Raw genomic sequence first — 15,419 nt, 5'->3', positions numbered from 1 at the left:
AGTGGTCCCACCAGGTGACGTCCTGCCGGGGCTGACACTCGATCGGAGCTCACCATGAACACCTCGGTCGCCGCCTCCTGGCGCGGCTACTGGCCTGCCGCCCCCACCCCCTTCGCCGCCGACGGCTCCCTCGACGAGGACGCCTGGCGCGGACTGCTCGCGCTGTACGCGGAGCACGGCGTGCACGGAGTCCTGGTGAACGGCACGACCGGCGAGTGGTTCTCCCAGACCCCCGAGGAGCGCCGCCGGGTGGCCGAGATCGCGGTCGCCGAACTCTCCGGCCAGATACCGGTGGTGATCGGCTGCGGCGCGTACACCGCGGCCGAGTCCGCCCGCTACGGCGAGCACGCCCGCTCGATCGGCGCCGACGGCATCCTCACCACCCCGCCGCCGTACGTCCATCCGAGCCAGGACGAGATCCACGCCTTCTACGCCACCCTCGCCGGGGCGGTCGACCTGCCGCTCATGGTCTACAACTGGCCGCGCGGCACCGCTGTCGACATCACGGTCGAAACCCTCGCCGGGCTGGCCGAGCTGGACACCGTGGTGGCCGTCAAGGACAGCTCCGGCGACGAGCTGAAGGTCGCGGACACCTGTGCCGCCCTGGCCGGCAAGGTCCAGGTCTTCGGCCGCTTCATCCACCGCCGGGGCATGGCCGTCATGGCCGAGTTCGGCGGCGCCGGGAACATCGACGGCGGCGGCCTCGGCGCCCGCTTCGCCGTCCCCTTCTACGAGGCCTACTGGGCCGGTGACCTCGACCGGGCCCGGGACTGGTCCGCACGTTACGAACGGCTTGTGAACCTGCTCGTCAACGACGACTACAGCTCACGGTTCGCCTCACCCACCTCGCAGCTCAAAGCCGCCATGCGGCTGCTCGGGCAGCCCGGAGGGCATGTACGCCCCCCGCTGCTCCCCCTGGAGGACCCGTCCGCGCTGCTCGGCCTGTCCGAGGCGCTCGACGAGGCCGGGCTGCACCCCTGTTCCACCAGCACCGGAAAAAGGTGAACCGACCGTGCGCAGACTTCTCATCGCGGCCTCCTCCGCAGCCGCCCTGCTTCTGACCTTGACGGCCTGCGGCAGCGGGGACTCGTCCTCGTCGTCCGCCGCCGCGGCCCCGACCGGCTGTACGCCCAAGGTGGGCAAGGCGGACCTGGTCACCGCGGGCACACTGACGATCTCCACCAACGCGACCCTGCCGCCCATGCAGTACCTGGACTCCTCGAACAAGATCGTCGGCATGCGGGTGGACCTCGGCGACGAGATAGCCAAACTCCTGTGTCTCACCCCGAAGTTCGTCAACATCCCCTTCGACGCGCAGATCCCCGGTGTGCAGTCCGGCCGCTGGGACATGATCGACACCGGCATGTTCTACACACCGGAACGCGCCAAGACCGTCAAGCTCGTCCCCTACGAGGTCCAGGGCGTCTCCATCTCCGTCGCCAAGGGCAACCCGAAGAAGATCACCTCCGAGGACGGCCTCTCCGGCAAGACCATCGCCGTGGAAGCGCCCGGCTACGAGTTCGACACCCTCACCGCCCTCAACAAGGAACTCAAGGCGGCCGGCAAGAAGCAGGTCACCGTCCGCACCTTCACCACCACCGCCGACGCTTACCAGGCACTGTCCGCGGGCCAGGTCGAGGGCGTGGCCATCGTCGAGGCGGTCACCAGCTACTACCAGAAGGACGGCCGCTTCGAGACGGCGGTCAAGGGCATGAACCCGGCCCCGCTGGCCCTCGGCTTCGGCAAGCAGAAGCCCGCCGACGCGGTCGCGGACGCGCTCAACACCCTTCGCAGCAACGGGTACTTGGCCACGTTGTTCAAGAAGTACGGCGTCACGGCCTACACCGGCGACCCCAAGGTGACCACCGGCGCGATCAGCGCGAAGTAACCCGATCCGCGCCACGTAACCAGCGAAGGGCGAGAGCCATGTGGTCCTGGGATGCCTTCTTCGACTTCCTCACCGATCCCCAGCTCGTCCAGGGAGCCTGGACGACGATCTGGCTGACCGCGGTCAGCATGGCGCTCGCCCTGCCGCTCGCCGTGCTCGTCGCGGTCGGCAGAGCGTCCCGGTTCCGGCCGGTCCGGCTGGTCACGGGCTTCTACGTGTGGCTGATGCGGGGCACCCCTCTGCTGGTCCAACTGGTCATCATCTACACGGGGTTGCCCCAACTGGGCCTGCGCCTCGGCGTGATCAGCGCGGCCCTGACCGGCCTGGTCCTCAACGAGGCGGCGTATCTCTCGGAGATCGTCCGCGCCGGGGTCATGTCGGTCCCGCGCGGCCAGTCCGAGGCCGCCCGCGCGCTGGGCATGCCGCCCTGGAAGGTGTTCCGGGTGGTGGTCATGCCGCAGGCGCTGCGGGTGATGGTCCCGCCGCTCGGCAACAGCTTCAACGGACTGCTCAAGACGACCACGCTCGTCTCGGTGATCTCCGTCGAAGAGCTGCTGCGCCGCACGCAGTTCGCCGTCCAGACCAACTTCCGGGTCCTGGAGGGCCTCACCGCGGCGGCCCTGTACTACCTGGCGATGACCACCCTGTGGGGACTGGTCCAGCGGTGGCTGGAGATCCGGGTCGGCCGCGGCCACCAGACCGGGCCGAGCGAAGGCCGTCGCGTCAAGACCGCCGCCGCCGTACCGGCACTCGAAATGGAGACCCGATGACCATCGAGACGGTCGTTGAAGCGCGCCAAGTACGCAAGTCCTACGGCGGAGTCGAGGTCCTCAAAGGCATCGACCTGACGGTCCGGCAAGGGGAAGTCGTGCTCGTCCTGGGCCCTTCGGGCGGCGGCAAGAGCACGTTCCTGCGCACCCTCAACCACCTGGAGACCCCCGACTCGGGCACCGTCAGCATCTGCGGCGAGCGCATCGGCTACGGCGAGCGGGGCGGACGCCAACTAGCCCTGCGGGAGCGGCGGATCGCCGTTCAGCGTCGGCGTACCGGCATGGTGTTCCAGCAGTTCAACCTGTTCCCGAACATGACCGCGCTGGACAACGTGGCGTCCGGTCCGGTGCACGTGAACGGTGCGTCCAAGTCAGAAGCACGCCTCGCGGCAGGCGAGTTGCTGGCCATGGTGGGACTCGCCGACAAGACCGGTTCCTACCCCTCCCAGCTCTCCGGCGGCCAGCAGCAGCGGGTGGCGATCGCCCGCGCCCTGGCGATGCGCCCGGAGCTGCTGCTCTTCGACGAACCCACCTCGGCACTCGACCCGGAGATGGTCGGCGAGGTCCTCGACGTCATGGTCCGGCTCCGCGAGGAAGGCATGACCATGATCGTCGTGAGCCATGAGATGGGCTTCGCCCGGGCGGCGGCCGACCGGGTGGCGTTCATCGCCGACGGCCTGGTGGTGGAGGACAAGTCCCCGGACCTCTTCTTCTCCGCGCCGGAACACGCACGCACCCGCCAGTTCCTGGACCGCGTCCTGTGAACCCCCCATCCCTCTTGAGCCCTGCGAGCACAGCCATGAGCACCAACTCCCCACCGCAGACAGTCGCCTTGACCATCGATGGCATCCCCTGCCATGCCTGGGCGGGCCAGTCCGTCAGCGCCGCTCTGGTCACGGCCGGTATCTGGCCGCTGCGCCGCAACCCGGTCAACGGCCAGTTGCGCGGCCCCTTCTGCGGGATGGGCGTCTGCCTGGAGTGCGAGGTGACCATCAACGGCCGCCCCGGCTCCCGGAGTTGCACCACGCACGTCACCGACGGCATGGACATCCGCACCCACACCGAGCCCTTGCCGACGGCCGCCCATGGCTGACGTCATGGCGGAGTCGGAGTCGGAGGCGGACGTCGCGGTCATCGGGGGCGGGCCTGCGGGACTGCACGCGGCGCTGATCCTGGCCCGGGGCGGGCTGAGCGTCGTCCTGCTCGACGAGTCCGACACCCTGGGCGGTCAGTACTACAAGCGCCGGGCCCAGCAACTCACCGCCGCCTTCGGCGACTTCCGCCCGCGCGGCACCGAACTGATCGGCCAGGTGCGGGCCGCCGGGGTCGTCGTCCGCACCGGCACCCTGGCCTGGGGCGCCGAGAACGCGGGCCGCACCCTCTTCACCTCCGACGTCCGCACCGGCGCCCTCGGCCGCATCAGCACCCGGGCCACACTCGCCGCCACCGGCGCCTACGAACGCTCCCTGCCCTTCCCGGGCTGGACGCTGCCGGGCGTGGTCACCCCCGGGTTCGCCCTGCACCTGGCCACCATGGACCGGGTTCCCGTGGGCCGACGGGTCGTGCTGGCCGGGACCGGTCCGTTCCTGCTGCCGGTCGCGTGCGCGCTGCTGGAGGTGGGCGCCCGGATCGAGGCGCTGGTCGAGCTCAACCACCCCTACCGCCCCCGCGCTTCGGTGATCGGCGACGCGCTGCGACAGCCCGCCCGGCTCGCGGAGGCGGCCCGCTATCTGCTCACCCTCGCCCGGCACGGCGTACGCGTCGAACAGGGCGCCCGCGTGCTCGCCGCGCACGGCGACACCCAGGTCACCGCCGTGGACATCGGCCAAGAGGACGGCGGCGTACGGCAGTTGGAGACCGACGCGCTGTGCGTGGGCTTCGGCTTCCGCCCCAGCACCGAGCTGCCCCGGCTGTTGGGCTGCGACACCCGGGCCGACCCCACCGGCACGGAACAACTCCCGGTCGTGGACGCGGACGGCGCGACCTCGGTGGACGGCCTGTACGTCGCCGGGGACTGTGCCGGTATCGCGGGCGTGCACGCGGCCGGCGTACGAGGGCAGCTCGCCGCCCACGCGATCCTGCGCCGCCTGACACCCGAACGCGCACCCGTGCGGCTGTCCGGCCTCCGCCGCCGGGCCCGCGCCCTGGACCGATTCGCCGAACTGGCCGACCGGCTCTACCCGTTGCCGGCCATGGCCGACATCCCCGACGCCACCCAGGTCTGCCGCTGCGAGGGCGTCAGCGCCGGCGAGATCCGGCAGGCGGCCGCGACCGGCTGGAACGACCTGCACGGCACCAAGGCCGCCACCCGCGCCGGCATGGGTCCCTGCCAGGGACGCGAATGCGGCCACATCGTCGCGGCGTTGGCCGGGCGGGGCGACGGTGTGGCGGAGTGCTTCGCGGCCCGGATGCCGATACGGCCGCTGCCCATGGCCGCGACGGTCGAAGGGCAGGAAGTCCCGTGACCCGGCCCGATGTCGTCGTCATCGGCGCCGGTATCCTCGGCGCCAGTGCCGCCTTCCACCTCGCCGAACGCGGTTACCGGGTCGTGGTGTTGGAACGCGGCGCGCCCAACCGCGAGGGCTCCGGGACGACCGCGGGCAACCTCCACATCCAGGCCATCCACACCCGCCGCCCGGGCCAGGAGGTCCCGGTCGACAGCGCCCGTCTGCTGCCCCTGCAACGCCGGGCGTCCGACCACTGGTCGCAGATCGAGGAACGGCTCGGCGCTGACGTGGAGTTGCGGCGCGGCGGCGGCTTCATGGTCGCCGAAACCGCCGTACAGGAAGAGGAGTTGAGGGAGAAGCACGAGTGGGAGCGGCGGGCGGGTATCCCCACCGAGGTGCTCACCGGCGACGAGGCCCGCAAGCAGCTGCCGCTGCTCTCCAGCCGTGTACGTGCGGCCAGTTGGTGCCGGCTCGACGGCTACGCCAACCCGCTCCTGATCACCCCCGCCTATCTGGCCGCGGCCCGCCGCCTCGGCGCCGAGCTGCACGCCTTCACTCCGGTGACCGGAATCCAGCGGGTCGGCGACGACTACAAGGTGCTTTCGGGCGACCGGAGTTGGACCGCGCCCGTGGTCGTCAACGTGGCCGGGCCGTGGATCACCGGGATCTCGGCACTCGCCGGGGTGGGGATCCGGATGTCCCCGGTCGCGATCCAGATGCACGTGACCGTGCGGGTCCCGCCGGTCATGCACCACCTCGTCCAGCACATCGGCGAGGGCATGTCGGTCAAGCAGGTCAGCGCCGGCAACCTGCTGATCGGCGGCGGCTGGCCCGCGGCGAGGCTCGACATGGAAGGGCGCAGCACCGTCAGCGTGCCCAGCATGGCCGGCAATCTCGCCCAGGCCGGGCGCATCCTGCCGTTCCTCGGCGATCTGCGGCTGCTGCGCATGTGGGCAGGACCGCTGGCCGCGACCCCGGACGAGATGCCGGTGATCGGTGAAGTCCCGGGCCACCCCGGCTTCTTCGTCGCGGGCGGCACCTACGCCTTCACCCTGGCCCCGGTGTGGGGCGACACGCTGGCCCGCCAGATCGCCGGGGAGCACCCGGCCGACCCGGTGGACGACCTCGGCCCCGGCCGCCTGCTCTACGACGACGCCACCACTGCCGTATCACCTTGAAAGGCACTCCCCCATGACCCTGAAGATGTTCGTCAACGGCCAGGCGATGTCCGGAGGCACCCTCAACCACGCGCTCAGTGACGCCCGCCTGCTCGGCCCCGCCCGCACGGCAGCCACGTATCAGTTCTTCTCCGTGCGCGACGAGTTCCCCGGCCTGCACCCCGTCACGGAGGGCGGCGCGGCGATCAACGGCGAGGTGTACGAGGTCAGTTACGAGGTGCTGCGCGAACGGCTGCTGCCCGAGGAGCCCGTGGAACTCGAACTGGGCGTGATCGCCCTGGCGGACGGCTCGGGCTCCTTCTCGATGCGCATGCGCGCCTCCGCACTCACGGCTCCCGGAGTCGTCGACATCACGGCTCACGGCGGCTGGCACGCCTACCTCGCCACTCTCTGACACCTCGTCCTCGCTGGAGGTTCGCCATGTCCCACCCCTCATCGATCGAACCCGTCGACCTCGTCGTCCGGGGCGGCACCGTGGTCAACGCCGACTGGCAGGGCGCCGCAGACGTCCTGGTGGGCGGCGGCAAGGTGCTCGGGGTGGTGGAGCCGGGCGCGTATCGCGCCCAACAGGCCCCCGGCACCGCCGAGTTGGACGCCTCCGGACGTCTCGTGCTGCCCGGTGGCGTGGACCCGCACTGCCATGTCGGCTTCACCTCGGGGGACTTCACCTCCCTCGACGACTACCGCCAGGCCACCACGGCTGCCGTCTTCGGCGGTACGACCACGATCGTGGACTTCGCCATCCCGCGCCCCGGCGAGAACCCGGCCGACGTCGCCGCGGCCCAACGCGCCAAGGCGGCACAGGGGTTGTGCGACAGCGCCCTGCACGGGTGCGTGGTCGAGTGGGACGACACCGTGCCGGAACAGCTGCGGTCGATGGCCTGCGACGGCATCGTCACGGTGAAGATGTTCACCACGTACCGCGGCGAGACCATGGCCGACGAGAAGACCATCCTGAACGTGATGACCACGCTGCGGGACCTGGGCGGCATGGTGGTCATCCACTGCGAGGCCGACCACATCATCGCGGACACGCAGGAGCGCGGCGAGGCGGCCGGCTCGATCAGCGCGTCCCATCACGCGGGTACGCGGCCGGAGTTGGCCGAGAACGCGTCGGTCGCCGAGATCCTCGCCATCGCGGAGTCGGTGTCGGCCCCGGTGTACTTCGTCCACCAGTCGACACCCGAGGCGGTCGACCTGGTGGCCCGTGCTCGCGGCCGGGGAGTGCGGGCGTTCACGGAGACGGTGGCCCACCACCTGGTCCTGGACGACACCGCGTACGCGGGCCCGCACCCCGAACGCTTCGTGTGCTGCCCGCCGTTGCGGGACGCCGGCACGGTCGCCGGACTGCGCTCACGGCTGCTCATGGGCCAGGTGGCGACGATCGGCAGCGACCACTGCTGCTACGACACGGCCCAGAAGGAGTCGGTGAGCCACGACGTACGGGCAATGCCCAACGGCCTGCCGGGAGTTGAGACGCGCATGCCGGTGATCTTCAGCGAGCTGGTGGTCAAGGGCGGGCTGCCGGTGGGCCGCTTCGTCGAGTTGATGTGTGCCAACCCGGCCCGGCTCAACGGCCTCTACCCCCGCAAAGGAGTCATCGCACCCGGCTCGGACGCGGACCTGGCGATCTGGAATCCGACGGCCACCCGGACCGTCCGCAGCACCGGCCTGCACATGGCCACGGACTACACGCCGTACGAGGGCATGCCGGTCACCGGCTGGCCGGAGACCGTCGTGGTGGGCGGCCGTCCCGTCGTCGACGCGGGCCGGCTGACGGACCCCGAACCCCGGGGCCGCCATCTGCGCTCGGGCCCGCTGAGCCGGTCCCTGGTCTGCTGACCCCGCGACCGGCCCGACGCGCCCGGGCCCTGGTTGCCTTCCGACGGGGACGATGGCCAACTCATCGTCGTCACACCGACGATGAGTTGGCTACGTGCATGAGTTGGCTACGTGGTCGCCAAGGAGAACTGAGGACTTCTTGGGCGCCGTCTGCCGACTACTCCTACTTCAGATTGAGGGTGTCTCCGGCCGACGCCTTCAGCGAGGTGGTCGTGGTGCCGGGGAAGTACCAGCGCCAGCTGCCTGCCGAGGTGACCGTCACCTTGGTGGTCAGGTTCCCGGTGCTGTTCGTCGTCACGGTCTTGACCGTGCCGTAGTGGGCGGCGCCCCTTTTCTTGAACTGGAGCCTGACCTGCTGCCCGGTGAACCCGTGGTACTTGCGGTCTTCCCAGTTGGCCCGCGACAGCTTGCCGGTGACGGTCGCCTTGGAGCCCTTGGCGACCTTCTCGGGTGCGATCACGGTGGTCAGCTGGGCGGCCCGCTTGACCTTGTACTCGGCGATGTGGTCGGAGATCCAGTAGTCGCCGTCCTTCGCCTTGACCGTGGCGTTGACCTGCCAGACGCCCGCGACCTTGTTGGTGTCGATGTCGTCGCTGTCGGCGATCCAGGCGGGATCGATGGTCAGCGTGGCCCGGCACACCGAGGTCGTCGCGCTCTTCTTCGTGCAGGACGAGTCGTCGTTCCAGGTCGCGAAGGTGTAGGCGCTCGACTTGTTGAAGGTGCTGACGTCCGTGAGCCCCTTCACCCCCGAGTTGTCCTTGATCGTGATGTCGACCGGGTAGCGGATCGTCTTCGCCGTACCCACGATGACGTTGCCGCCGCCGTTGACGACGGTCTTCACCACCCGGACGTCGCCCCGCCCCTCCGCGTGCGCCCCGGTGGCCGTCGTCAGCACCAGAGCCGCCGCTGCGCCGGCCGCGGCCCAGGCCGTTCTCCCTCTCATGGTCCTCCCCTTGTCGTGTGCGTGCCAGGAGAGGCTACGTGATCAGTGATCTTCCCCGGTGTTCGGTTTCCGGGCCGCGGCCGGCCCTGTTGAACGCCTGGAAAGGAGCTGCGGAATGCCGGCGACCACCGGTCATCGATCGCCCTGGGAGGGCGGCTCAGCCTCGGTGTCGAGTCGATGGGGAGAGCCGAGCCCCATTCCGCCCTCTCGGGACCGAGGCAGGCTGATGACGACTGCGGGCAGTTCCTGGGTCGTCGCGCGTACGCACTCGTAGATGAACTACTACGGCTAGCTCCGGCGCTGCACAGAGAAGAGCGGCGGCGCCGTGGACTTCTGCCACTGGGACGGCCGCCCCGCCGGCCGACGCCTCACGCGATCCATCTTCCGGTAGGTCTTGCATGGGCCTCCGCGCAAGGAGACACGTCCTAACAGGTGGAGGGAACCACCGGTCCCCGGGCGATCAGCACGTCGGCTTCGTGGTGCCAGCCGAGGGCGGAGTAGAGGCGCTGGCCTTCCTCACTGGCGATGAGAAGGCCGGTACGGGCGCCCTGGGACACGGCGGCCTCCACCAGAGCGCTCATCATGGCGCGGCCCAGGCCGCGTCGGCGGTGCGCCTCCTCCGTCTCGATACGATCGGCGATCGCATCGGTACCGACCACGGCGATGGTGCCGCGCGCCGCCACCTCTCCGGACGGGCCACGGAGGGAGACGACCGTGACTGGTCCCTCCGTGCACACCTCGCGCTCATACGGCGCGGCGGGCTTGTGCTGCGGGTGTTCGGTCAGGTTCGTCGTCATCAACCACTCGGACCGGCGGAGCAACTCCAGTCCGGCGGCGCCGACGACGGATTCGACGGTGTCCGGGCGCAGCGTAGGCACCGTGAGCCAGGTGGTCTGCCGCGCGGCGGCGACGGCTGCCGCCAGCCGTGCCAGGGACTCGGGCTCCTCGTCCGCACGCAGCGCGAACACCTCGACCTCCCGGCCGGGCTGGTCGCACTCGGACCGCAGGCCGTCCCCGGCGGGCTCGACCGGCTCGGCCTCGGGCAGGGAACGGGCCACGGTCCAGCCGTCCAGCCAACGTCGTACCAGCTGTGATTCGACCTTCGTCATCGGGCGATTAGAGCATGACCGCAACCGGTGGGGCAGGCGGATAACAGCCCCCGTCGTTCGTCGCCGCCGGGCGACGCCTGCCCTCCAATTCCCGCTCGGTCTCAGACGGTTTCCTATGTGGTGAGGCGGAGGAGGGGCGCGTTGGCACAGCAGCAGCGTCGAGAACGAACCGAACGCCGCGAACGCCGCCATCGTCGGCGAGCCGGGCTGCTCCGAACCAGATTCGGCTGAGTTACTTCGTGCGACCGTGCAACTCCCGTCGACAGGTGTCCGGCTCACCAGGCCCGACGTCGTCCCCGGAGCGACGTCGCACGAACGCGCCCCCGGTCGTGATCGTCCCGGGGCCGGCCACCAGCGCCAAGGGCCGCGTTCGCCTTTTGCCGCGCCGGCTCTCGCGATCCGTTCGGATCAGAGGTGCTCGGCGTAGAAGTCCATCAGCACGGCGTCCTCGCTGAAGTATCGGGTGTCCGCATGGGAGCCGGCGATCATCAGCAGTGGCCGCGGCGGGGTGGACATCACACGCCAACGCCGACGCCCTGGCATGGACATGAGTTCATGGCTGATGCCACTATCGGGCGGGTGCCTGATGACAACAGAAAACATCCCTCGATCTGGCATCATCGCGACTTCCGACTCTTATGGGGTGGGCAGACGGTCAGTGAGATGGGGTCGCAAGTCACCGTCCTCGCCCTGCCGTTGGTCGCCGTCGTGCTGTTGGAGGCCTCCGCCTTCCAGGTAGGCTTGTTGTCGGCTGCGGAGACGAGTGCGTATCTGCTGGTGGCACTGCCGGCCGGGGCCATAGTGGACCGGGTCCCCAAGCTCCGGCTGATGATCTGGTGCAACCTCGCGCTGTTCCTGGTGATCGGCTCGGTGCCGCTGGCGCACGCAGTCGGGGCGCTGACGCTCGCCCAGCTCTACGCCGTCGCGCTGGTCTCCAGCGTCTTCTCCGTGTTCTTCTCGGTGGCCTACCAGAGTTATCTGCCGGTGCTGCTCGACCGTAACCAGCTCATGGACGGCAACGGCAAGGTCGCCGTCTCCCAGTCGGTCGCGCAAATTGCCGGGCCCAGTCTGGGCGCGGGGCTGGTGGCGCTGGTCGGCGCCGCGGGGGCGATGGCCGCCGACGCCCTCTCCTTCGCGCTGTCGGCGGGCTCGCTGACGGCTATCCGTACCCGCCGCGAGCGACGCCGGCCCTCGGCCGAAGCCGACCGGCGGCCCAGGCTGTGGGCGCAGATCCGTGAAGGGCTCGCCTATGTCACCCGCGACCCCATCCTGCGGAACTCGGTGGCCTTCAACGGCACAGCCAACTTCTTCGTCATCATGGTGGAGACCCTCGGCCCGGTGTTCCTGATCCGCACGCTGCATCTGCGTCCCGCCCGGGTTGGGCTGCTGCTGGCGCTCGGGGCCGTCGGCGGGGTGGCCGGCGGCGTGGCGGCACGGTACCTCGCCCGGAAGGTCGGCTCGGCGAGGATCAGCTGGATCTCGATGACCGTGCTGTCCCTGCCCGGCCTGCTGATCCCGCTGGCCGGGCACGGTCGGTGGGTGCTGCTGTTCGGCTTCGGCTGGATCTCGTGGACCTTCGCCTCCACCGTCGCGGGTGTCTCGCTGACCACTTACCGCCAGGCCGCCTGCCCACCGGACATGCTCGGCCGGGTCAGTGCCGCCGCACGCTGGATCACCTGGGGCACACTGCCGCTGGGCGGCGTGGTCGGCGGCGCACTCGCCACCGCCCTCGGCGTCCGGACCACCTTGTGGATCGCCGTCGCCGGCGGCTGCTGCGCGGGATTGTGGCTGTTCTTCTCACCATTGCGTGGCATGCGCGACATCCCTCTCGGAAAGCCCGAGCCCGCACCCGTCGGCGGAATGCCGTAACGCCACCGCGACCCCGTCGGGCGGTCAGCTTCCCACGGGCCCGCGTCGGCGGATCGGCGCGAACCAGACATCACACCACTACGCCCAGGCCTGCCCTGCGCCCCTGAGACTGACGGAGTCGTTCACGCAACGTGACACGTCCAGCTGTCCCGCCGTGGCGAGTTCGTCGAGGAAGCCCCATCGGCCGGCCGGCGTTCCGGCAACGACGCATCGTCGTCATGCTGTGGATCGCTGTCCTGGCCGCCGGTCCAGCCTTCGGCGTTGCGGGCCGAACAGGCCATACGCCGAGCAGCCCTACTTGTCATCCTATGAATTTCTCCAACTCATCCCTCTGTCCGCACCGTTGACAGCGTCTCAGCTCTCCTCAATCATCAGACATCCGATGATTTGGAGGCGCTCATGAGCACGTATCCAAGACGTCAGGTCCTCGGCGCGACGGCGGGCGTCGCCGTTTCGGCCACCCTTCCGCTCACCCTGGCGACGGCCGCGCGGGCCGCCGAACCCGCCCCCATCCAGGCCGGACAGTGGGTCCCCGTCCCCGAGCCGGTCCCCGTCCCGCTCGACGGCCTCTACGACAACGACGGCATCGACACCGCCTCCGCGCGCGGCGGTGACTTCGACGGCTCGGGCTACACCTTCCCGGGCGAGGAACTCCCCACCGGCCGCGTCGAGGTCGACGGCATCCCCTTCCTCTTCCCCTCCTCGGCCGCGGGCGCCAAGAACAACGTCGTCGCGATGGGCCAGCGCGTCGAACTGCCCCAGGGCCGCTATCTGTCGGCCGTCTTCCTCACCTCGTGCAGCTACGGCAACGCCTCCGGCAACGCCACGGTCCACTACGCCGACGGCTCCACCACGACCGCCGGCCTCGGCGGCGCCGACTGGTACGCGGCGGGCGGCTCGCTCTCCGCCCCGTACCGCTACCGGCCGGACGGCACCGAGGACCAGCACAGCGTCGGCATCGGCACTTCTGAGGTCTGGTTCGACCCGCAGCGCGAGGCGGTCGCCCTCACCCTCCCGGTCACCAACCCGGCCGAGGCGGGCCGGACTTCGCTGCACGTCTTCGCGCTCTCCCTCCAACCCGCGGCCCAGGGACGGGCGTTGGCCCTGCGCGACGCCCACTCCACGAACTCGCTGCTGGAGTCGTCCGGCGCGCAGAGCGTCGAGGCGACGGTCGTGAACGCCGGTACGGTCGCGATCCTCGCGGGCGACGGAGTGTCCGTACGCGTCGACGCCCAGGGTGCCCGTACGGTCGAGCCCGCCCGCGTCCGGCGCCTGGACCCCGGTGAACAGGCACGCGTCCGCGTCGGCATCCGCAGCGGTGTCACACCCGGCACCGTGCGGGACGGCACGGTGACCGTGACCGGACGCGGCTCCCAAGTCGCGGTGTCCCGCGAGCAGTTGACCCTCGGCGTCGCCGACTACGGGCCCACCGAGCCCTCCCTGGCCGGCCACCAGGCGCCGTACTGGTTCCAGGGCGCCAAGTTCGGCATCTTCATCCACTGGGGCGTCTACTCGGTGCCCGCCTGGGCGCCGGTCGGCAAGCAGTACGCCGAGTGGTACTGGGATCAGATGCAGGACCCGAACAACCCGACGTACGCCTACCACCGGGACACCTACGGCGAGGACTTCGCGTACGACGACTTCATCCCCCGCTTCACCGCCGAGAAGTTCGACCCGCGAGCCTGGGTGGAACTGTTCCGGGACGCGGGCGCCCAGTACCACGTGCTCACCTCGAAGCACCACGAGGGCTTCGCGCTGTGGGACACCAAGGTCTCCGACCGCAACGCGGTCAGGATGGGCCCGAAGAGGGACCTGGTCAAAGAACTCTTCGACGCCTCACGCCGCCACACGCCCGAACTCCACCGCGGGCTCTACTTCTCGATGCCGGAGTGGTTCAACCCCGACAACCCGTGGATGGGTCACGCCCCGCGCAATCCGTACACCCTTCAGCCGGTGCCGTACACCGGATACACCGCGGGCAAGGACTATGTGACGCAGTATCAGGCCCCGCAGATGCTGGAACTGATCCACGGCTACGACCCCGAGCTCATCTGGTGCGACATCGGCGGCGCCAACGACAGCCTCCATGTGCTGGCGGAGTACTTCAACCACGCCAAGAACCGCCGCCGCCCGACCGACGTGACCGTCAACGACCGTGCGGGGATCGCCTTCCACGACTTCACCACGCCCGAGTACACGACGTACGAGAACACGGTCGTCGCCAAGTGGGAGTCCAGCCGAGGCCTCGACCCGTTCAGCTACGGCTACAACCGGGCCACCCCCGACGACGGCTACATGACGGCCGACGAGGTCGTGCGCAACCTCATCGACATCGTGTCGAAGAACGGCAACTTCCTTCTCGACATCGGCCCTCGGGCCGACGGCTCGATCCCCAAGATCATGCAGACCCGGCTGCGCGAGACGGGCCGCTGGCTGAGCGTCAACGGCGAGGCGATCTACGACACGACGTACTGGTCGCGGATGGCGCAGCTCGGCGACGACCTGAGGTTCACGGTCCGCCCGGACGAGGCCTTCTACATCCACTCCCTGGCCGAGCCGAGCGCCAAACTCACCGTCGAAGCGCCGGTCCCGATCCGCAGTGGCGACAAGGTGACCATGCTCGGCCACGGCCGCCCCCTGACATGGACCCTCAGCAACGGGGCGCTGGTGATCGACGTCCCCGAAGCCGCACGCAAGGCGGGGCGGCACGCGTGGGTGTTCAAAGTGGATTGGCGCGCCTGAGACCCGACCTGCCACAACGCAGCGGGCACAGGTCTGCCAAGGCAGGGTCTCAGGCGTTGTCTCAGTTGGCTCGGTGATGTGTCACGTGACGTCGAAAGACTCCGTTCCGGCGTAGTCGTACGACCATCCCGCAGTCGTGTCGGGTGCAGGCACGAGGTCGTGGACGTGCCACACGTCAGCACTCGTATCGCCGGCGAACCACTGCCAGTGTGCCAGTGATACTCGGGGAGCCGGCCGCTTCGGCGTTGAGCGCACAGGGCCGGCTGAGCCTGGCACGGCCACCATCGTCCAGGCCCGTGACCTTCGCTGCTACAAGGTCGATACTTGTCGCAGGGGCGTTCCGGCCACCCTCGCCCGACCGAACCCAGCGACCTGACGACCCGCCACAAAAGTCAGCATCGACAACCGGCACACCCCCTCGCCGGCCAGCGAAGACGCAGGTCAGGGACACATTTACCAGCCTTGCCAGGAGGTACCCATGAAGATGCTGATCAACGTCGCGGAAACCGTGGTCACGGACGCGCTGCGAGGCATGGCGGCCGCCCATCCCGAGTTGACCGTGGACGTCGAGAACCGGGTGATCGTACGGCGGGACGCTCCCGTGGCCGGGCAGGTGGGGCTTGTTTCCGGT

General features: G+C 69.8%; 13 protein-coding genes and 1 pseudogene. 12 read left to right on the top strand and 2 right to left on the bottom strand.

Translation table 11 applies throughout. From position 1 onward, the window contains the following. Window positions 1-54 precede the first annotated feature (54 nt). The 9 genes from AC31A1_RS15420 (at window position 55) to hydA (ending at window position 8,125) form a co-directional block, all read left to right on the top strand. The gene (locus tag AC31A1_RS15420) at window positions 55-1,005 is read left to right on the top strand and encodes a dihydrodipicolinate synthase family protein (RefSeq protein ID WP_489653860.1); all 951 of its coding nucleotides are present in this window, start codon (window positions 55-57) and stop codon (window positions 1,003-1,005) included. Window positions 1,006-1,012: 7 nt separating this feature from the next. After that, window positions 1,013-1,888, top strand: a complete 876-nt coding sequence (locus AC31A1_RS15415) for an ABC transporter substrate-binding protein (RefSeq protein ID WP_489653859.1) — start codon at window positions 1,013-1,015, stop codon at window positions 1,886-1,888. Window positions 1,889-1,926: 38 nt separating this feature from the next. Then, window positions 1,927-2,658, top strand: a complete 732-nt coding sequence (locus AC31A1_RS15410) for an amino acid ABC transporter permease (protein WP_489653858.1) — start codon at window positions 1,927-1,929, stop codon at window positions 2,656-2,658. Then, window positions 2,655-3,422 (top strand): amino acid ABC transporter ATP-binding protein, encoded by a 768-nt coding sequence (locus tag AC31A1_RS15405; RefSeq protein ID WP_489653857.1) that lies wholly within the window; start codon window positions 2,655-2,657, stop codon window positions 3,420-3,422. Before AC31A1_RS15410 ends, AC31A1_RS15405 begins: the two co-directional genes overlap by 4 nt. Before the next feature lie 68 nt (window positions 3,423-3,490). Beyond that, on the top strand, window positions 3,491-3,751 hold the full coding sequence (locus AC31A1_RS15400) for a (2Fe-2S)-binding protein (protein ID WP_489653856.1): 261 nt from the start codon (window positions 3,491-3,493) through the stop codon (window positions 3,749-3,751). 4 nt (window positions 3,752-3,755) lie between these two features. After that, window positions 3,756-5,123 carry an FAD-dependent oxidoreductase gene (locus AC31A1_RS15395; RefSeq protein WP_489653855.1) on the top strand — a complete coding sequence of 456 codons (1,368 nt, stop codon included), beginning with the start codon at window positions 3,756-3,758 and terminating at the stop codon, window positions 5,121-5,123. Further along, complete coding sequence (locus AC31A1_RS15390) at window positions 5,120-6,283, top strand: NAD(P)/FAD-dependent oxidoreductase (RefSeq protein ID WP_489653854.1); 1,164 nt, start codon at window positions 5,120-5,122, stop codon at window positions 6,281-6,283. The genes AC31A1_RS15395 and AC31A1_RS15390 overlap by 4 nt, the downstream gene beginning before the upstream one ends. Before the next feature lie 13 nt (window positions 6,284-6,296). Continuing rightward, window positions 6,297-6,677 carry an allophanate hydrolase-related protein gene (locus AC31A1_RS15385; RefSeq protein WP_489653853.1) on the top strand — a complete coding sequence of 127 codons (381 nt, stop codon included), beginning with the start codon at window positions 6,297-6,299 and terminating at the stop codon, window positions 6,675-6,677. A 26-nt stretch (window positions 6,678-6,703) separates the two neighbouring features. Beyond that, window positions 6,704-8,125, top strand: coding sequence for a dihydropyrimidinase (gene hydA, locus AC31A1_RS15380; protein ID WP_489653852.1), 1,422 nt, complete (start codon window positions 6,704-6,706; stop codon window positions 8,123-8,125). Window positions 8,126-8,288: 163 nt separating this feature from the next. Here the strand turns inward: hydA and AC31A1_RS15375 are convergent, their stop codons facing one another. Both AC31A1_RS15375 and AC31A1_RS15370 read right to left on the bottom strand, forming a co-directional pair. Next, the gene (locus AC31A1_RS15375) at window positions 8,289-9,068 is read right to left on the bottom strand and encodes a hypothetical protein (RefSeq protein WP_489653851.1); all 780 of its coding nucleotides are present in this window, start codon (window positions 9,066-9,068) and stop codon (window positions 8,289-8,291) included. Window positions 9,069-9,493: 425 nt separating this feature from the next. After that, the gene (locus AC31A1_RS15370; RefSeq protein WP_489653850.1) at window positions 9,494-10,177 is read right to left on the bottom strand and encodes a GNAT family N-acetyltransferase; all 684 of its coding nucleotides are present in this window, start codon (window positions 10,175-10,177) and stop codon (window positions 9,494-9,496) included. Window positions 10,178-10,732: 555 nt separating this feature from the next. Here AC31A1_RS15370 and AC31A1_RS15365 point away from each other — a divergent pair. The 3 genes and pseudogenes from AC31A1_RS15365 to AC31A1_RS15355 form a co-directional block, all read left to right on the top strand. Then, entirely contained in the window at window positions 10,733-12,046 is a 1,314-nt protein-coding gene (locus AC31A1_RS15365; protein WP_489653849.1) for an MFS transporter, read from the top strand. A 399-nt stretch (window positions 12,047-12,445) separates the two neighbouring features. After that, window positions 12,446-14,788: an alpha-L-fucosidase gene (locus AC31A1_RS15360; RefSeq protein ID WP_489653848.1), complete on the top strand. Its 2,343-nt coding sequence runs from the start codon at window positions 12,446-12,448 to the stop codon at window positions 14,786-14,788. A 478-nt stretch (window positions 14,789-15,266) separates the two neighbouring features. Then, window positions 15,267-15,419 (top strand): annotated as a pseudogene (locus tag AC31A1_RS15355) (dihydroxyacetone kinase subunit DhaK); the annotation flags it as partial.

Source organism: Streptomyces sp. P5F9, from assembly GCF_057961495.1.
Note: the sequence above shows the minus strand (reverse complement) of the source record. Positions and strands in the feature narration are given on the sequence as shown.

Excerpts from the sequence above, each read along its gene's own strand:
- AC31A1_RS15420 (WP_489653860.1), top strand. The coding sequence starts at position 55 with ATGAACACCTCGGTCGCCGCCTCCTGGCGCGGCTACTGGCCTGCCGCC.
- AC31A1_RS15410 (WP_489653858.1), top strand. The coding sequence starts at position 1,927 with ATGTGGTCCTGGGATGCCTTCTTCGACTTCCTCACCGATCCCCAGCTC.
- AC31A1_RS15405 (WP_489653857.1), top strand. The coding sequence starts at position 2,655 with ATGACCATCGAGACGGTCGTTGAAGCGCGCCAAGTACGCAAGTCCTAC.
- AC31A1_RS15395 (WP_489653855.1), top strand. The coding sequence starts at position 3,756 with ATGGCGGAGTCGGAGTCGGAGGCGGACGTCGCGGTCATCGGGGGCGGG.
- AC31A1_RS15385 (WP_489653853.1), top strand. The coding sequence starts at position 6,297 with ATGACCCTGAAGATGTTCGTCAACGGCCAGGCGATGTCCGGAGGCACC.
- hydA (WP_489653852.1), top strand. The coding sequence starts at position 6,704 with ATGTCCCACCCCTCATCGATCGAACCCGTCGACCTCGTCGTCCGGGGC.
- AC31A1_RS15375 (WP_489653851.1), bottom strand. The coding sequence starts at position 9,068 with ATGAGAGGGAGAACGGCCTGGGCCGCGGCCGGCGCAGCGGCGGCTCTG.
- AC31A1_RS15370 (WP_489653850.1), bottom strand. The coding sequence starts at position 10,177 with ATGACGAAGGTCGAATCACAGCTGGTACGACGTTGGCTGGACGGCTGG.
- AC31A1_RS15365 (WP_489653849.1), top strand. The coding sequence starts at position 10,733 with ATGGCTGATGCCACTATCGGGCGGGTGCCTGATGACAACAGAAAACAT.
- AC31A1_RS15360 (WP_489653848.1), top strand. The coding sequence starts at position 12,446 with ATGAGCACGTATCCAAGACGTCAGGTCCTCGGCGCGACGGCGGGCGTC.